The 20,542-nt window shown below is 51.5% G+C and carries 7 protein-coding genes; 5 read left to right on the top strand and 2 right to left on the bottom strand.

Features of this window, described 5'->3' with window-relative positions:
* Window positions 1–176: 176 nt before the first annotated feature.
* The gene (locus Mpt1_RS05855) at window positions 177–1,580 is read right to left on the bottom strand and encodes an ATP-binding protein (protein ID WP_052399314.1); all 1,404 of its coding nucleotides are present in this window, start codon (window positions 1,578–1,580) and stop codon (window positions 177–179) included.
* 427 nt (window positions 1,581–2,007) lie between these two features.
* On the opposite strand from Mpt1_RS05855, the gene Mpt1_RS05850 reads away from it, so the two are divergent.
* The 5 genes from Mpt1_RS05850 (at window position 2,008) to Mpt1_RS05840 (ending at window position 18,784) form a co-directional block, all read left to right on the top strand.
* A complete protein-coding gene (locus Mpt1_RS05850) occupies window positions 2,008–2,370 on the top strand; it encodes a winged helix-turn-helix transcriptional regulator (RefSeq protein WP_048113049.1) in 363 nt (120 codons plus the stop codon).
* A gap of 281 nt (window positions 2,371–2,651) precedes the next feature.
* Entirely contained in the window at window positions 2,652–2,858 is a 207-nt protein-coding gene (locus Mpt1_RS07930; protein WP_082007270.1) for an InlB B-repeat-containing protein, read from the top strand.
* Between the two features lie 123 nt (window positions 2,859–2,981).
* Window positions 2,982–10,322 carry a hypothetical protein gene (locus Mpt1_RS05845; RefSeq protein ID WP_148305849.1) on the top strand — a complete coding sequence of 2,447 codons (7,341 nt, stop codon included), beginning with the start codon at window positions 2,982–2,984 and terminating at the stop codon, window positions 10,320–10,322.
* Between the two features lie 208 nt (window positions 10,323–10,530).
* Window positions 10,531–14,928 carry an InlB B-repeat-containing protein gene (locus tag Mpt1_RS07825; protein ID WP_320408617.1) on the top strand — a complete coding sequence of 1,466 codons (4,398 nt, stop codon included), beginning with the start codon at window positions 10,531–10,533 and terminating at the stop codon, window positions 14,926–14,928.
* A gap of 298 nt (window positions 14,929–15,226) precedes the next feature.
* Entirely contained in the window at window positions 15,227–18,784 is a 3,558-nt protein-coding gene (locus tag Mpt1_RS05840) for an InlB B-repeat-containing protein (protein ID WP_048113044.1), read from the top strand.
* Between the two features lie 98 nt (window positions 18,785–18,882).
* Here the strand turns inward: Mpt1_RS05840 and Mpt1_RS05835 are convergent, their stop codons facing one another.
* Window positions 18,883–20,508, bottom strand: coding sequence for a radical SAM protein (locus Mpt1_RS05835; protein WP_048113042.1), 1,626 nt, complete (start codon window positions 20,506–20,508; stop codon window positions 18,883–18,885).
* Window positions 20,509–20,542: the final 34 nt, after the last annotated feature.

The raw sequence follows: 20,542 nt of genomic DNA, 5'->3' as shown, positions 1-20,542 counted from the left end.
TTCAGCAATAGGGTCTGCTGTAATTTATGTTTTGGTTACGAATAGACATTGACCGGAGAACTCAGATATCGTCTCCTCTTTGTTTTTCCATTTCAAAGGAAACAGCTCAAAAAGCAGACAGCGGCGAGCTCTCTGAGCCATCATTGATGTTGCATAGTACCGTTGCCAGATGGACGCTATAGGGTGGTATCGAACATGCTTACGGCGTCAAAGAGGTTGATGTTCGACACATTCGATTCGTCGATCAGTGCCTGCGTGAAACCAAACTTGGAGAAAAGGCACAGAACGTAGTCCTCTTTTTCGCTGAGCTCTCTCGTCTTTGTGACCTTTTCTCTCATTGCGCTCAGTATCTCTAAGCCGACCGGCTGGTCCGACCACCTGCATTCGCCTATCAGCAAGGTCTTCCCGTCGGTCGCCCCGACATCTACTGCGCACTCTTTACACCATATCCTTCCCACCCGCTTTGCAACGAAAGGGAGATCGTTCGCAGCGTTACGTTCTCTTATGTACTCAATACATAATCTAACAAAGCAAGCTGAGGCATATTCATTTTTCACTTGTTCAGAGATATCCTTTGCGAGGCGTTCCGTTTCGCCCAATTCTATCTGGTCTATGTTCGGATACACGAACCTGTACCAGAAACGGAAGAAGTTGTCCGCGATCCTATAGGCGCCGTTGTGTAAACCGGTGGCCTTTTCAGCCGGCCCCAATATGCTGTATTCTTTGACAACTATGCCTAGATCTATCAGATTCTTCAGATAGACATTTGCTTTTGTCGGGATGATCTTTGTTTTTTGAGAGATGTCAACCATCTTTTCGCAGCCGTGTGCAATAGCAGAGAGGATAGTGTTATATGTAGCGGTCTCGCGAAGGTCCTGTTTGAGAATGAACTCCGTTTCGTTGTAGAGGATCGCACCGGGGGAAAGGATGCTCCTTTTGAGATTCTCTTCTAAGCTCACGGAAGGGGAGAACTGTTTGAGATAGAACGGCGCCCCGCCGAGCACCGAGTAAACTACAATCCTTTCGCTAAGTGAATATTTCGGGAATAACTTCATCACTTCTTTGAAGGGCAATTCTTTCATTTTCACTACTGCGGCAGAATGTATGTGAAAGAACTTTTTATCTTCAATGACCTCGTTCTCTATGACATTCGCAGCGCTTTCGCAGAGCACGAGCATGATGTATTTTTTTGAAAGGAATTCGTCCCAAATCTTCTGAATGATCGGAGCGATCTCCCGGTTGCCTTTGAGCAGATTTTGGAACTCATCGATAACGACCAAGGCCTTGCCCGTCATTTTAAGCTTTATCAAACTGCGGAAGATCCCTCCCCAATCGTTGAGCAAAGAAGGTTCGCCGTCGAAGCCAAAATTCAACATCTTCTGTTTGAATCTTTCTCTCTGTTCGTTGTCTTCCGACTCGGTCGCACTGAAGAAGAAAGACTTTTTTCCCTGCATGAATCGCTGCAGGAACGCAGTTTTTCCGACACGCCGTCTGCCGTATAGGATGACGAGTTCTGCATTGGTTGATCTGTACCGAGCATCGAATTCCTGGGATTCTTCTTTGCGTCCGACGAATGACATCAACAGTAGATATAATTTTGATTATATAATGTTAATTATATTTCTATGCATTGCGGGACGCACGATAAAAGCATATTCGGAAGGATGAGGGTTTACCGCTATGATTTTCTTCTATATAGACATAATATAATCATAATTATACATAAGTAAAATAATTTATCTGGGCTCTTCTAAAAAAAGCTGTTTTTTTGATGCAAAAAGTTGCGTTGTTCCGTCCAATCCGTGCAGTTAAAAACGCTGAAAAATAAGAGGCCTAACGGCATGGAGAACGGCTGTTAATCTGAAAGGACGGATGGTAATTTGGTTGTTTTTGCTCAGAATATTGTGTTATTTGATTTTTAACACCATTTTTCAGTGGTAATATATAAAGCTTTAAAATTAGAGTTCATACCCAATTTATAAATAGAGAGAGTATTTATTTGCAACCATGTATAAGATGTGCACTCTGTCCAGAACGATGGAATACGTTGCAAAGCGCTGGACAGTACTGATACTTGTAGAGTTATGGAAGGATGAAGATAACGAATGGAAGAGGTTCTGCGAGATCAGAGAAGCCATGAGAGACATAACCCCAAAAGTGCTATCTGAGAGGCTAAAAGAGCTAGAATCTGAAGGACTCATCGAAAAAAGAGTGGACTCTTCACAATTTCCTATCAAAAGTGAGTATGCGCTCACTCCCGCCGGGTTAGAATTAGTGGAATTCATACAGCAAATAAAATATTGGGCATTGAAGTGGAAGATCATGGATCCTGTTTGCATGGCGCAGGACTGCCGTTGCTGCAAACTGTGAGCAGATTCTGTGTCTCTTTGCTAAGAACGGGGGCAGCATTATCTGTGCCTTTTTTAGCCATTAAAATTATTTTTCTTTTGTTTTAATATGTAGAAATTCGATTGATTATATATATAAAATATACACAATATTAATATATGCTTGCACATATGTTATCATAAGTAATCTTTCAGCGGGGAACTAATTGAAGATTATTATAGCTTGGAGAGGGGACCATGAGGTTGAGATCCGAAATTTAGGAGCGTTTTTCTACGCTAGCAATAATAGCATTGTTTTTGATAATGGTGGCGGTACCATTTACCGCAATACAATTTGATACGCAAATAAGCAGTGGATCTCCTTTGGCAGAAGTGACTTATGATGCTAATGGGGGTTCGGGGGCTGTTCCGAACGGATCGGTCTTTGAGCAGGGGCGAGACGCTTCGCAAGTGCTTTTCGACCCTTTGCCGACAAACCCGGGTTATGTGTTCACAGGGTGGAACACATAGGACGACGGCAGCGGGATTGGATATACTTTTACAACACCGTACGAAGACAGGTTCTTCCTCGGATACAGCGGCGTTACATTCTATGCACAATGGCAAGAGATACCCGCTTCATCGAAGATAACATTGGCATCATCGACCGCAAACATAATGGTGTCATATGACGGAACAAATTATAATTATAAAATAGGGACAGGAGCCGTAACAACTCTCGCAAGCAATGTGATTTACTTCACGGGAGCGTACGGGACAAACTGCATAACATTTGGTCTAACAGGTAACATCCCATTCCCGGACGACAATAGACTTTATGTTGTGTTAGATTCTCTTACAATAACAAATGGCAACACCGGAGGGGCTCCGGGGACCAATAACTCCCTGAGCATAGCACCAGGTGCGAAGATCATCATGCAGTTACTGGGGTCGAACATAATTTCTAACTATGGGGGCACTAACTGCTCTTCTGCGGCTATAAGCAATGTCAAAACATCAAACGGAATACAATCTGACATGATAATAACCGGACAGGGTATGGGAAGTCTGACCATTACCAGGAACATAACATATAACTTCTCAACAGGTGCTGTTTCCGGCATCGGGGGTCCAGACCCATCTATCGGAGCGCTGATCGGGGGCAATGGCACTACCGGCAATGCAAACAGTGGAGATTCAGCCGGGCACATTCAAATCGAATCGGGAATATTGCGACTGGCAAACGGTTGCGCATCCAGGATACGCGGCTCATGTATAGGCGGCGGCGGAACAATCGACGGTTCTTATAACGGCGGAGAAGGAGCGGACTTTGAGATGCACGGGGGATCGATAACAACTTATCAGCAAGCTAACGGCGCATCCCTAACTGCTCCCGCGATTGGCGGAGGGGGGCAGTTCAATGGAGCATCCAATGAATCCGGTAGCGGGAACTATGTGACGATAACAGGCGGAACAATAAACATAACTCAAGTAAACGGCGATGCGACGTATGGTCTGCGCACAGCCGCGATAGGCGGTGCGGGAACCGGTTCAGGAAAGGGTGGCGACAGCGGAATAATTCTGATATCAGGCGGCGACATAACTATCAACCAGAAAGGTGCAGCCGTCAGCGGTTCTGGAATAGGGTCGGGAGCGGCACAATATTCCGGCAACGCACCGGGACAGGCAACAGGGTACTGTGCGAAATCCGGGCATGATAATTATATCTCGATAAGCGGCGGGTCCGTCAAGATCTACCAAACTAACTCTTCGCCGACATATGGTTGCCTTACAGGTGCCGGTATCGGCGGCGGTGCAGGCAGTGATTCGGGCATCGGCGGCGGAGGAGCCGACGTTAGAATATCAGGCGGATATGTGCTTGTAAATAGGTCATCCACAGGGACCATTTCTCGTGCGCAGGGTGCTGCGATAGGAGGAGGTGCCGAAGAGACAAAACCATCAAACATCATCATAACCGGCGGAAATGTGAATGTCATCATTTCTATTACCAGCGGAACAGATGCCAATAACGCAGGTGCGGCACTGGGTAGCAATCTGAAGGCCAATCCAAAGTCAACTGTGCAGATTGACGGAGGGGTCATTAACATACAGAGATTACGCGGTACAACACCGATGACCGTCCCTATCGGGTCCAACGGTGACTTTGGGAGTTCACCGATCATCAACGGCGGCTCGATAAGAGCATCCGGCAATATGGATCTGACGAGCGGAGGAATTGCCGTCAAGGACACTCCGGGCCATTCTCTGGTAAGGTACATAGTTAATCTGGACAATGTAGACAATCCTCAGTCCTTATTCGTCCGGAAAGCCGATGTTCTGTATGAAGAATACGACTTCACGAAAAGATATGTGAATTTCCACGTCCAGGGAAGACACATGGATCTGCAGAATCAAACTGTGAGCTATCCATACTACAATCTGTATCTGCCTGCAGGAACTGCGGCGGATCCAAACGAAATATCCCTTGAATATAAATCAAACGGTGAAGTGAAGACATTCACTGCGTATGGAGGTATCCCCGGCGATACGGCACAGACGAATAAAGCGGTTCAAACAAGCAACTTGCAGCCCGGAGACCCGGTACTCTATCGCGTAGTGTATAGGATAGGAAGTAAACTAAGATATGAAGACGACACCGTACACATTGCCGAGGGTGCAAAGTTCGTACAGTCCTTCAGGGCATTGAACGCCTATCTTGGAGAAGCCGTTGCGCCATGGAGTCTGTCTTACGTTGAAAGACACAATATAGACTATAACAACGCGGCATCTCCCGGCAGTCTTACGGATGTTGTCGAACTTGACGGCCAATGGAAATATTATGCATCTGAGAATAGGCTTGTAAACCCCACTGGAGTCAATGAGGTTGCTACTTCATATGGAAACATTGAGTTCGACACAGACATAACCGGAAGGCTGGTAATTACCGCAGACTACACCGACAGAGTGAACTTTGTCTACAGCGACCCCCAGCTCGGGACGATCACCCGCATTATGGGCTCCGGATATCCTGATTTCAAAATTGGATATACAAAGGAAGCGGACCCTTGGGGGCAGCAGCCCGGTTCTCCCGTAGCGTCAGCTCCCCCGGAGCTCAGCGGCACCGTCTGGACAAGTGCAATGAAAGGCAATGATTTCGTCGAGTGGAGAGAGGGTAACATGCAGACCGGAGCATCGCGCAACACAGGCGACATGTACGGCTCGGTCATACCCCAAGGAGTATCCACGACAACATTCTATGCAATGTGGAAGGCAGAGACCCCTACCCTTGCGATCACACAGCAACCGCAGGCCACAGTTACCATAGACAACATGTCCAACGCCGTGTTCACGGTGAAAGCGATCTCGACAACGAGCAGCGCTTTGACATACAACTGGCAATATTGGGACTCGGGTTGGAAGGATCTTTCGGGCGTCGGTTTCACTGGAGCAGATACGAATATGCTCCAGATATCGCCTTACAATTATCTCTCAGGATCGACACCCACATTCACTACAGGAAACACATTCCAATGTGTAGTGAAGGACAGCGCTAACAACACCGTGTACTCACAACCTGCATCGCTGGTAGTGACCGGTGTTACCGGAACGCCCCCGTCGACTCCCGCGCCATATTCGCCGAATAACACGATACAGATTCTGACAGCACCCGACGATGTGACAGCATTATCGGGTACCAATGCGGTATTCTCTGTCAATGCTATCTGTAGTAGCAGCATTCTTTATCGCTGGCAGGTAAGTACAGACGGAGGGGCTGTCTGGAACACGATCGCCGGAGCAACTTCGAACACATACACAGCAGCTAATGTAAGCAATACGGACAACGGTAAACTGTACAGATGCATAATGACATCTACAAACCCAACATATGAGAACATCATATACACATCTACGCCCGCAAAACTTACCGTCATAAGCTCTGCGTTGTACACAATAAATGTGAATGTGGCGATCCAGAATGCCACCATAGGCACAGGCGGATTCGTCCAGCCGAACAGTTCCGACAAGATCGTCAATAAAGTGACGACAACGACCGGAACCCCCGACTACTCATTCAGTGCAGTGTCCGGAACAAGCCAGACATTCACGATCACGCCCATCTACGGGAACGGACTCGTGAGTCTGAAGGATGGCGGAACAGACATCCCCTATACTAAGAATCCCGATGGCACTTTTGTGTTCACTCTAACCAACATAACCGCGGCACATAATATTGTAGCTACATTCGCCCCCGGTTATCTTGTGGACGTAACGTTCGCAGGAACAGGGTCAGGCAGCGTAAGCTTTGTATCGCAAGACGGCACCTCGACGGGCACGCTGAATGCGACCGGACAGATATTTGTCCCCTATAACAACAGTGTGACTCTTACGGCCAGTGCAACAGCTCCTAACGTGTTCGTTTCCTGGACAGGAAACACTGCGACGGGAGGATTGAACTCTGCGAACCCCGCGATCACGATTGGACCGATGGGCGACAATTCCGGTATAAGCGAGACGGTAACGTTCTCCACCACCACACTGACATGGCAGCTGACGCTTGATCCGGCAGGAGGAGCGGCAGAGGTCTCGTACGACAACGGAGTAACGGTATTCCAATACCCCGGCCTGCCGATGAATATACCGAATGACAAAACAACGACCGTCGAACTGAAGACACCGCCCGCCGGCAAGACATTCTCATACTGGTATGGCGGAACTGTCGGCGGAGCCGTCGGATCTGAGGTTTACACAGACGCAAAGTTCACTGTGCCAGCCGGTAACGAGGACAAAAAATATACAGCAGCATATGTCTCTTCAACAACCGCAATCACGATAACCGTTCTGAGTGACCCGACGGGTGTGACGTGGTTCAAGTACTCCACCGTCGCAGATGTGTGGGTTCCCGCAGCAACGGATAACACTTTCAAGGTCGATCCCGGCACTCCGTTCCAGATCAAGGCGCCGCTGACATTCGGCAGTCTTAATCTGACATTCCTAGGATGGAGCGGAAAGGAGAAGGACAATGAGATACTGGATTCACCGGGAGTGACAGCGAACACATCTTTCACTGCGTTGTATTATAACATCAACACACAGGCGCTTGTGACCCTGACGGCCAGCCCAAGCAGCTTGGCCCCGGACTTCACTCTGAAACAGAACAATGTCGGTCTGTCTTTTGTTACCGACGGTAACAACAGAGTATTCGCGGTCACTAAGGATGTATCGTTCACAGCGACCGCTCCGATGACGACGGGAACATCCCCGGTATACACACTGCAGGGATGGTCCGGAGAGCCAGCAGGCGCGGATCTGACAAAGACGATCAACACACCGATGACCTACACTGCGCTTTACTATAACCCGTTAACACAGGCGATAGTAACTCTGAACCCCAGTCCCAACACGATCTCCCCTGCGTTCACATTGAACCAGGGCGGCGATCTTTCATTCATCACGAACACAGTTGGCGGAAGGGAATTCATAGTCAACATGGGAACACCGTTCACAGCGACCGCTCCGATGACAGTCGGAACATCCCCGGTATACAACTTCCAGGGATGGTCCGGAAAGACCTCAGGAACAGCTACACTGACAGACACGATCCCAATGGGCGGCAGCAACCAAACGTACACAGCGTTATACTACAACCAGTTAACTCAGGCAATAGTAACTCTGAAAGCCGACCCGAGCACGCTTGCCCCAGCATTCGCACTGACCCAGGGAAGTAATGTTCTGTTCACTGTAAACCCAACGGGAGGAATGGATTTCATCGTTAACATGGGAACGCCATTCACAGCTTCCGCTCCGCCAATAGCGGGAACATCTCCGGTATACAGTTTATTGGGATGGGCAGGAAAGACTTCCGGAACAGCTACGTTGACAGATACGATCCCAATGGGCGGCTCTAACCAAACATATATTGCGCTCTACTACAACCCGTTGACGCAGGCGATCGTTACATTGGTGTCAAGCCCGACCGCGGCCAACCCGGCGTTCACATTGGATCAGGGCGGCAACAAGCCCTATACACTCAATGCGACGGCCGGAATGGACTTCATCGTCAACATGGGAACGGCGTTCACAGCAACTGCTCCGACGACAGCCGGAACATCCCCGGTATACAACTTCCTGGGATGGTCCGGAATGCCTACCGGCACAGTCACGCTGACCGACACGATCCCCACGGGCGGCGCCAACAAGACGTACACAGCGATCTACTACAACACGGCAACACAGGCGATAGTGACCCTGAAGGCCAACCCGAACACGATCTCTCCCGCATTCACCATGACCCAGGCCTCTAACCCCGTATTGTTCACCACGAACCCTGCGGGCGGAAGGGACTTTATAGTGACCAAGGGAACGCCCTTCACAGCCAATGCCCCGACAATGAGCGGATATAACTTCCTCGGATGGGCAGACCACGAATATCTGAATGCGACCCTGTCCGCAACGGTGACCGCCGATACGACCTTCACCGCGATCTACTACGATCCGCTGACACAGACGCTGGTAACGCTGGAGGCAGAGCCGAACGCATTGGCGCCGGTCTTTACCCTCAAGCAGAGCGGCGCGAGCGTACCGTCGGCAGTTATAACAGGTGCCAAGAACGGAAGGATATTCGCCGTCTTGAAGGGCACGAGCTTCGACATAACAGCTCCGAACGTCCCCAGCTGGACATTCATGAACTGGATAAACGTCGGACCGAACATGACCGAAACAATAAGCGCAGGGGTCTCAACACCTACGACATACGTGGCGCTTTACACCCCCGGCGCGCCTGTGACCGTCATACTGAAGGCATCGCCTTCGATATCGCCGCCCTTCACGCTGTATCAGAACGGATACTATGTGCCCGGCACGCAGATCACAGGAGGATGGAGCTTCCTGGTTGTGTCCGGTATGGCATTTGATGTCATAGCTCCGGCAACACACACCGAAAGCTCGGTACAATACACACTGCTCGGATGGGAGGGAGAACTCTCCGGTCAGGCAAGAGTGACCAAGGCCGCTATCACCACCGATATGACATACACCGCACTCTACTACAACCCGCTGACGCAGGCAGTAGTTACGCTGGTGTCAAGTCCGACCGCGGCCAACCCCGCGTTCACCATGACGCAGGCCTCGAACTCCGTACCGTTCACCGTTAACCCGGCGGGCGGAAGGGACTTCGTCGTCACAAAGGGCGTAGACTTCACGGCGACCGCGCCGATGACATCCGGAACATCTCCTGTGTACACATTACAGGGTTGGTCCGGAGAACCGTCGGGAACGGCAACACTGACAAAGCAGGTATCGACGGCAACGACGTTCACCGCACTCTACTACGACGCGAGCAAGCAGGTGTTGGTAACGCTGGTCTCAAGCCCGACCGCGGCCAACCCCGCGTTCACAATGAGCCAGTCCGGTAATTCGATCCTATGGACCGCCAACCCGGCGGGCGGAAAGGACTTCGCGGTGATAGCCAACACATCATTCACCGCGACAGCGCCGACGACGGCCGGAACATCTCCTGTGTACACATTCCAGGGATGGTCCGGAGAGGCGTCGGGCGCAGTGAACCTGACCAAGACGGTCGCCGCCGCGACAAAGTACACCGCACTCTATTACGATGCGAACGCACAGGTCCTGGTCACGCTAATATCGAACCCGACCGCGGCCCACCCCAGCGTTCACCATGACGCAGCCCTCGAACTCCGTACCGTTCACCGTTACCCCGGCGGGCGGAATGGACTTCGCCGTCACAAAGGGCGTAGACTTCACGGCGACCGCGCCGACGACATCCGGAACATCTCCTGTGTACACATTACAGGGTTGGTCCGGAGAACCGTCGGGAACGGCAACACTGACAAAGCAGGTATCGACGGCAACGACGTTCACCGCACTCTACTACGACGCGAGCGCAAAGGTAATCGTCACGCTTGTATCAAGCCCGACCGCGGCAAACCCCGCGTTCACACTGAACCAGGGCGGCAACGTTCCGTACACCGTTAACCCGGCGGGCGGAAAGGACTTCGCCGTCACAAAGAACGTAGCATTCACCGCGACAGCGCCGACGACATCCGGAACATCTCCTGTGTACACATTCCAGGGATGGTCCGGAGAGGCGTCGGGCGCAGTGAACCTGACCAAGACGGTCGCCGCCGCGACAAAGTACACCGCACTCTATTACGACCCGCTGACGCAGGCGATAGTAACGCTTATGCCGGACCCGACAGCAATCACTCCGGCGTTCACACTGAACCAGGGCGGCAACGTTCCGTACACAACGAACGGAAGCGGAAGGGACTTCATCGTGGCAAAGGGAGCAAGTTTCTCGATCACCGCCACGCAGACGGAAGGAGCATACACCTTCGTCAACTGGACAAAGGGCGGAACAGAGGTCGGAACGAACCTGACCGAGACCATAACGGCCGGAGTCGCAGGACCCACAACATATGTGGCACAGTACAAGTTGGATGGATACGTATTCGTTACGTTGGTATCCAACATCACCGGATTATCTCCGGCGTTCACCCTCACGCAGGGAGGATCGCCTGTAGCAGGTGACTTCTCTACCGGAGAATGGAGATTCTCTGTCGACCCGACGATGAAGTTCGAGATCACCGCGCCGACGACGGCCGGAACATCTCCTGTGTACACGTTACAGGGTTGGTCCGGAGAGGCGTCTGGAGTCGCCACAGTGGAGAAGGGACTGATAATAGGCAACACGACATACACCGCACTCTACTACGACGCGAGCGCAAAGGTAATCGTAACGCTTGTATCAAGCCCGACCGCGGCAAACCCCGCGTTCACAATGACGCAGGCCTCGAACTCCGTACCGTACACCGTTAACCCGGCGGGCGGAATGGACTTCGCCGTCACCAAGAATACTAACTTCACGGCAACAGCACCGATGTCATCCGGAATCTACACCTTGCAGGGATGGTCCGGAATGCCTTCAGGAACGGCAACGCTGACCACACAGGTCGCAGCGGCAAAGACGTTCACAGCCCTGTACTACGATGCGAACGCACAGGTCCTGGTCACGCTTGTATCAAGCCCGACCGCGGCAAACCCCGCGTTCACACTGAGCCAGGGCGGCAACGTTCCGTACACCGTTAACCCGGCGGGCGGAATGGACTTCGCCGTCACAAAGGGCGTAGACTTCACGGCGACCGCGCCGACGACATCCGGAACATCTCCTGTGTACACATTACAGGGTTGGTCCGGAGAACCGTCGGGAACGGCAACACTGACAAAGCAGGTATCGACGGCAACGACGTTCACCGCACTCTACTACGACGCGAGCGCAAAGGTAATCGTCACGCTTGTATCAAGCCCGTCAACGATCAACCCGTTGTTCACGCTGAGCCAGAGCGGCAACGTTCCGTACACCGTTAACCCGGCTGGCGGAATGGACTTCGCCGTCACCAAGAACGTGGACTTCACGATCACCGCACCCCCTGCGAGCGGATACGTCTTCCAGGGATGGGCGGGAGGAGCATCAGGCGTTGCGGCTATGACCACACAGGTCGCAGCGGCAAAGACGTTCACAGCCCTGTACTACAACGCGACAACGACCGTGATCGTTACTCTGCAGGCGAACATCGCCGGCATATCTCCGGAGCTCACACTGAGCCAGAACAGCAACCCTGTGCTCTACACCATAAACACAGCAGGCGGAAGGGACTTCGCAGTCCTGAAGAACACCGACTTCACGGCAACGGCTTCCCCATTGAGCGGATACACCTTGCTCGGGTGGGCTGGAGAATTGTCCGGAACAACGTCGATAACCAAGCAGGTCGCAACGGCAACAACGTACACCGCGATCTACTACAACTCGACATACTCCTTGATAACCCTCAAGGCAAACATCACGGCCATAGACCCGGACTTTACGCTGAGCGTCGCAGGCACGGATCTTCCGTCAGTGAAGGTTGCCGGCGGAGGCAGGCAGTTCGTTGTACCGATGAACTCGCCGTATGCCCTGTTGGCACCGATGGTCACGGGATATGCGCTGCAGGGATGGGAAGGCGGAACGTCGTCGGTAGCTATCGCGGCAATGCCCGGTACCACACAGCCGACGGTGACCCACGTTGCGTTATACTACAACACGGCAACGCATGCGCTGGTCACGCTGAAGGCGGATCCGAGCTCGCTGTCCCCGGCGTTCACAGTGACGCAGGACTCGGCCTCGATACCCTTCACCCTCAACCAGGTAAGCGGAAGGGACTTCGCCGTTGAAATGAACAAGGACTTCACAGCGACCGCACCGACCTCAGCCACATCATCAACGAGCGTTGTCTACACACTGCTCGGATGGGAAGGAAAGATAATGGGCGTCGCCGACCTTGTAGCACAAGTAAGTGCTCCAGGAACTACATTGACCGCGATTTACTATGACCCGTTGACGCAGGCACTGGTAACGATCAACGCATCACCTGACACGTTGAACCCCGTCTTCATTGTCAACCAGAACAGTAAGGCCTTGCTAAGCGTATTGCCTGCGACCGGGAATGGAAGAGTGTTTGCAATACTCAAGGCGGCAGACTTTGCAATGACTGCACCGTCTGTCAGCGGATATACATTCAAGTATTGGATGGACAACACCTCGACAGACAACCCGCGCACGATAACCGCCAATACTGTGACCGGTGCTACGACATATACGGCGTACTATCTGTCCAACAGTGGAACGGTGACACTTACACTGAATTCGTATCCCGGAGAAGGAGGCACATTTGAGTACAGACTCGCTGGTACAACAGCTTGGATCAGTTACACCGGAACAGTGTCTTTCAACACCGGTTCGGTTGTAGAGGTTCAGACCACCCCTGCAGCAGACTATGTGTTCAGGTTCTGGAATGACAGCACGACCGACAATCCGAAGACAGTCACAATGTCTGCGAACACTACGTTGACAGCATACTTCCTGTCAACGGATCCGACAAAGATATCTGAGATAACTCTGACGGCAAGCCCGACCGGCGCAGGAACATTCACATGGTCTCTGCCCGGAATGACTGTAGCTCAGACATACTCGGCACCGTTCCTTGTGAACAAGACCGACGATCTGACTGTGATAACTGCCCAAGCGACAGGATACACCTTCAGGTTCTGGGAGGATGCTTCGTTGAGCGCAACAAGGCATGTCGGACCGCAGGCGACGAATGTAACGTTCATTGCCTACTTCCTCGGAAGCGACACAGTGACCGTAACTCTGACAACGGATCCGGCCGGCGCAGGAACATTCACATGGTCCCTGCCGGGAATGACCGTTAATCAGACCTACTCGGCACCATTCAAGGTGAACAAGGTCGACGATCTGACCGTGATAACTACAGCCAAGACCGGATATACCTTCCAGTACTGGGAGGATGCTTCGACGAGCACAACAAGGCATGTCGGACCGCAGGCGGCGAATGTAACGTTCACTGCCTACTTCCTGGCGCCAAACGCATATACATTGACCCTGAATTCATATCCTGTTGGAGCGGGTTCATTCCAGTACTCCGTCGATGGCGGAGCGAGCTGGATGAACTACACCGGGCCTGTGAAGCTCAACCCGAACACGGTCGTGCAGATCCAGATACCTACTGATCCAGACTACACATTCAGGTGGTGGAACGACGCCAAGACCGACAACCCGAGGACGGTGACGATGTCAAGCAATGTCACATTGACTGCATATTTCCTGTCCACGGATCCGACAAAGATAGCTGAGATAACTCTGGTGGCAAGTCCGGCCGGTGCGGGAACGTTCACATGGTCCCTGCCGGGAATGACAACAGTGATGCCGTATTCCAGTCCGTTCCTTGTGAACAAGACCGACAGCTTCACCGTAAACACGACAAGGACCGGAGAATACTCCTTCATGTCATGGGAGGATGGCTCCAAGAATGCAACAAGGAATATCGGTCCGCAATCTGCGAACAAGACATTCACTGCGTATTTCGAGATCAATGTTAAGGTGTACTATATCACAGCGACAGCTGACGGTAACTCGAACATCTCGCCGAGCGGCAAGGTGGAGGTACCCGGCGGCATCGATAAGACGTTCCGCTTCTATGCAAACGAAGGATACACAATAACCTCCGTCATAGTAGACGGAAGGCCCATCGACCAAGCGCAGGTCTCAAGCGGTTCATACACATTCTACAGTGTGAATATGAATCACACCATCGATGTGATATCTGCAGTGGCACTGAATAACAGCGTCACGCTGACTATTGACGTCGTGGAGAAGGATCGCGGAGTGGCCGAGTACAGCATTGACGGTTCCGCATTCGCAAAATACACTATCCCGGTCACATTCAGTGCCGGCTCGGATGTGAATGTGAGGGCAGTAGCAGAAGGCGGATACCACTTCGACAGTTGGGAGCCGTCATCAGTGGCAAGGATACCTGCGCTGTCATTCGACAATGCGTCCTCATCCATAAGCCTGAAGTTGCACTTCGCTCCGGATTCTGATACCAGCAGGGTCGGTCTCGATCTCTCGCTTCTGCTCTGGATCCTCATTGCAATAGTATTGCTGATAATCATCGCCCTCCTGATCTGGTGGTTCGCAGTAGCCGCCAAGAGAAGGAAGAAGGAAGAAGAGGAGGAGAAACAGTAACTTCTAAACTGTGGAGAACAGGCAATAAACACCTTTAACAAACCCATTATTGTCATTTTTCAATACCCAGACAAACTTAAAAAATGAGACCATCCGATGCGAGTCGGCAATCCTACGATTCTGCAATAAGAAGTTCTCTTGGTATGGTGGCCAATTTGTGTAAAGATCCGGGCATGCCGAGAAAAAAAGTCTACTTGTGCATAATTCTTCAGCTTAATCTCCTACAATAGTTACATATAATAAAATAGATTTTATATATTATATAATACGTGGGAACTAATACAGTGGGGCAAACGTTATGGGGAGTTTCAGATCGGCGCTGTTGTTAACAATAGTGGTCTTGGTGGCTGTGACGATCATACCCGTCGGGTTAGTCGGACAAAACAGTATGAGCGGTGCAGGAACTGACAACATACCCGTAAGCACTCAATGGGACCTTGCAAGAGTAGGTACAGGGGATGTTTACGGCGGATTCACGTGGAGTATAGACGCGTCTTACTGTCTGACAAACGACATATTCATCACTGAAGATCTGAACGGCGGTGTGCCGATGTCTGTCGAGGCGGCACTGTCAGGCAATGTTCTGACCGTGACAGTTTCATCAACCGATGCGGCCGTGACCGTAACTTCATTGTATGCGATCATCGACACCGGAATGAGCAGCAGCGCAGCTGGAGGCACAGTAGCGATCAAAGACGTCATTCCTTGTACATATGATCTTATGCTCGGAGGCACAACCTCCGATGGCAATTTTGCGTGGTCGACATTCTTCGACGCAAGCACACCTCTGAATGCAACCTTCGACAGCAATGGTAATTTCACTCCGGTCGGTACAGCATCGCCATTCACAGGAAAGTTCGATGGAAACGGATATGCTATATATGGATTGAAGACGGCAGCTTATAACGACGCCGGAGCGGCCTATTCCGGCCTCTTTGCTCAAACCGATGGTGCAACGATACAGGATCTGGGCATCACACTTGACAGGAGCGGGTCGGGATATTCGGCTGCAATGTCTCCAACACTGGCATATGCGGGAGGCGTAGTTGGCCAGGCAACAAACAATACAAACATAACAGACTGTTACAATTCCCGTACGGTATATGCGACGGCGATTGTTTTTAACGACGCCAACATGGCACACGCAGGAGGTATTGCGGGTGCGGACGACACTTTCGGTTCAACAACAAACTCATCATCGATCCTAAGGTCTTGGAACATCGGCAGGATAGCGGCGTTGACAGCAGTCGGTAACAATGTCAATGCCGGAGGCATAATCGGCAGATCCAATTACACAACTATAGACGGCTGCCACAACGCCGGTCCGGTAAGCGCACTTTCGAATGTTTATCCGACCAATGTCCCAATTTCTGTCGGAGGCATTGCCGGTCAGGTAAATCCGGGAGTAGCCACACTCTTAATTACCAACTCCTACAACTCAAGCCAAGGCGAGATCAACGGAGAATGCAACGGCTACGATGCGCGCGTCGGCGGCATAGTGGGGTTCTACAACACGACCGGCTCTCCGGCCCCGGCAGGGTCATCATACAATATCACCAAATGTTATAACGATGGTTCACTGAAAGCGATGTTCACAACGAGCGGGAGCGTCGGATCTACCCAGATAGGCGGCATCATAGGTGAGACAACAGGCGATAGTGCCAGATTGGTGTCTGTTCAGGAGTGTTACAACGACGGCGAGATCAATGCTTTGTCTGCATTTAACGTATTTGCCGGAGGGATCATAGGAGAAGTTGATGTAGCGTCCGCGGAGGTAGTGAACTGCTATAACGCAGGCGGAATAGATGTCACCATGACAGCCGGACCGAACTTCCGTGACGTGGGAGGCATAGTCGGCGGCGCCACAGGCTCTTCTGCTCTCACACTGTTCAAATGTTACAATAAAGGCAAAGTAAGTGCAAACGGTTCCAATCCTCTGGATGTCGGAGGATTGATCGGCGAAGCGGGAAGTCAGATATACGTCAGACTTTGCTACTATCTTGAAAAACAACTGTTCAAAAATGGCGGCTTGGCCGCCGACGCAATATCCGGCAACGGAGACGGCAATATTGTCTACGAGACCGCCGGTACAGTGCCGGCGGAACAGCATTCCGGTGTGAAGACGGCAGCGTCGGCACTTATGACGCCGTCGTTGGATGATGCGAACGCAGGCAACTCCAACTCAACATATTTCACCGGGATGCTCGGAGCGGGCCCCGGGTGGGATTTCATGGGCATATGGACCATAATTGGCGGTACCAACGAAGGATATCCTATATTGCAGGCCTTTGTTCAGTCTGTTTCTCTTGATCCTAATCCGTTCAACGCCGGAATGAACATATCCATTGACCGGAACTACTATGGCCAAGCAGACCCGCAATATGCTCAGTATCAGCTTTTGGACGGCGCGGCGGCATTCATGGTCTCACCGACGTCGGCTCCGGCTACGGGGCAGACGGTCCACTATCAATGGCAAGTTGCAACTCTGCCTGCGGGCGGGTCGGCAATAATCTGGACGGACATACCCGGCGCTAACGGCCCAAGATATTCCCTGTCTCCGATGATCGACACAGACAGCGGGACGATGTACCGGGCGGTAGTTACACCGCCGGGACTCGGCGGGGCGGTGGAATCAGACCCCAATGTATTGTACGTGCTCGCAACGGTAACCGCAGACGGAAACGAATTAACTGTAGACACGGGGTTCGTCCCGGAGGGTGACCCCGCCGTCGCGACAGTCGACCCGGACAAATTGGTCTACAGTGCGATCCCTCCGTATCCGATGACGCTTATGACAGCACCCGGCACAGACTTGCCCACAAGCGTCGAGTTGACCATGGGCAAAGCGCCGCTTGCAGCAGATAACGATTTCACATACGATATGCCGAGCGGAGAAGTATCGTTATTTGTGCCGGTAAACGGTGACACACTAATAACTGCGGTCTATGCTGTTCCATTAACTTATTCTCTGACCATTGTCGGAACAGGAAAGGTCGAAGCCGGGACATCGACGTTCACTGGCCCGGGTTCGTGGGTCCTATCAGTACCGTTCGGAACAACAGCGGTAAAATTCACCGCAACAGAGATATCAGGATGGAACTTTGTCAGTTTTGCCAGGATCGGCGGGAAGATAGATAATCAAACCCCCGTCACATATACTATTACGGGCAGTGATACGATCACGGCAGTATTCGAACAAAAGAGTCCGTTGGCCGAACCGAATACCTACTATACCACCATACTCCCCGGCAACGGATCGATCATAACTCCGAGCGGAAGGATATCGGCCATAGGGGGCGATAATCAAACGGTCTTTTTTACAGCGATCGACGGCTTTATGATATCCGAAGTGTTGATAGACGGTGTGTATTCCCTTTCACAAGCGGAGATCGACAGCGGATCATATACCTTCACCAATGTTGTCTCCAATCACACAATTGAGGTGAAGACAATAGCCGTTTCAATAAGCGAGGTCACTTTAAGGATAGACATCGCAGGAGGGAACGGATATGCAGAATACAGCGTGAACGGCGGTGACTTCGTTAGGTTCAGAGGAGCGGTAGCGATTCCGGAGGGGTCGGATATCACTGTCAGAGCCGTTGCGGCCGACGGCTTTGAATTCTCTAAATGGGAGACCCCAAACATAGAGGCGACCCCATCGTTGACCTTCAAGGATGACAGCGTTCCTCTGCACATAGATCTGTATTTCCACATCCCCGGTGATGATGCAAACAGAGTCAGTGACAACAGCAATTTTGTTGTCTGGTGGGTCATAGGTACAGCAACTCTGTTGGTTCTGGTGGGGGTAGGGAGCTGGGTCATATGGACAAAGAAGAAATCACAACTTCAAAATTAAGAGAGGAAGGAACCTCTGGATCATGTATGGCCCCTGACTTAGCGTTATAGTCATTTTTCAAACGCTGGCTATAGGTAATTTTTTTCTTAATATATGACTTAGCAAGTATATTTAAAAGAGATCTCTATTACTCTTCCGAGGCTCTCTGAAACGATAGGATCGCCGATCGCCTCCTCAAGTTCATCCATAGAGTGATACGGCCTCCCGACAACTATCCTCGCAGCCCTTTTCTTACCTATTCCCGGGAGCCCCTCTATCGCAGACATTGGCATCGTGTTGATGTTGAAGGGCGTGGTTATCCCGGTAACGGATCTGAAGCCCCAATCGATTATAACAACATCATGAGACGATCCCAACTCAACTTTGTACGGTATCCCAACCAACACCGGGTATGTGCCGACCTGTCTTCCGAAGGTTGTGTTCCCATCATGGATCTCCATGTAAACATCCTTGAGGACATTACCTTCGGGTATGACCCTTCTGAGCATTTCCCGGTCGATTTCCTCCCTTACCGCTTCCTTGAACTTCTTGAAAGAATTCTTATCGACCTTAGTGTGAAAATCCCTTCTGAGCGGCATGACCTGGCGTATGTTGATACGTCTTATCAGCAGATCCTCCTCAAGTATCTTTTTAAGAAGGTTCAGATCCATTGCGTATGTGCCAGCCGTCTCTCCGTCGAGGCCGCAGATGATGTTGATGCCGGGCAGAAGTTTAGGCAGACCGGTCGGCCCGCGTTCTCTGCCGAGTTCGTTGATGATCCTTACTGATTCGATGAGCTGTTCCGAGGTGCAGTTGAGGTTGTTCTCTCTGAAAACTATGGGATCCGCCGATTCAAGGCCCAGTGCCAGTACATTGCCTGATGTGCAGCATTCTACCAATGTCCCTATGACCTTTCGTGATTCATCAGGGTGCGACGCTATGACGGCCGGGTTAGCATTATCCACATGAAGGACGTTAAGATCAAGGGCATTCAAAGCGGTGAACAGTTCTTGTATCGCGTGTGGGTTCGGGGTCGGAATATCCGAATCATCCGTCGACCCGTAAGATATGATGCAGGTCTGCCCCCCGATCCTTACGTTCCTCACACCGACGGACACAAGTCTCTCTGCTTCTGCGATAATATCCTTGGGGGAGCGCATGAGCGGCTTTCCTTTCAACGGCTCGATGCAGTATGAGCACCCGCCGTTTTTGTATCTGTGGCAGCCTCTGTACGTTTCTATCTCCGCAACCAAAGGATGCGGAAAATCCTGATGCTGGCTCACTAAATCTGCGCCGAGGACCATCCACCTGTTCCATTCGTCAAGCGTACGATATCTTTCACCGACCTCCTTGCCGATAATGCCGTCATACAGAGAGGCTGCAAGATCCGTTTTGATCGAAAAATCAAAACCTTCGGCCGCAGGAGAAGATGCGGCGGAACCGCCGATGAGCTTCCAGCCTTTGAGCTTCGGCGTTATGGAGATCAGTTCTTTCGTTGACATCGGCATGGATCGAATATACTTGCCTGGCACAGTGTTCCCCGAGAGCACAACGCTCACGTCTGCGCCGGGGATCTTCCGCCCATTCCTTATCATATCTATCGAAACATATTCGACCGTTGCACCCGCATCCACAGACGCTCCGGCAATGGCCCTTATCATAGGGGATATGTACGGAGGGACACCTAACGCGGCGGGGTCGTCTATGTACCCGTCTACCAATGTGATCCTGATGTCCTTTGTCATGTAGGAGGGGGGATTGTAAATTAGGTATATATAT

It is taken from the genome of Candidatus Methanoplasma termitum (assembly GCF_000800805.1).
In the GTDB taxonomy this organism is placed as follows: Archaea; Thermoplasmatota; Thermoplasmata; order Methanomassiliicoccales; family Methanomethylophilaceae; genus Methanoplasma; species Methanoplasma termitum.
The sequence above is the reverse complement of the archived record's forward strand: the minus strand, read 5'-3'. Positions and strand labels throughout refer to the sequence as shown.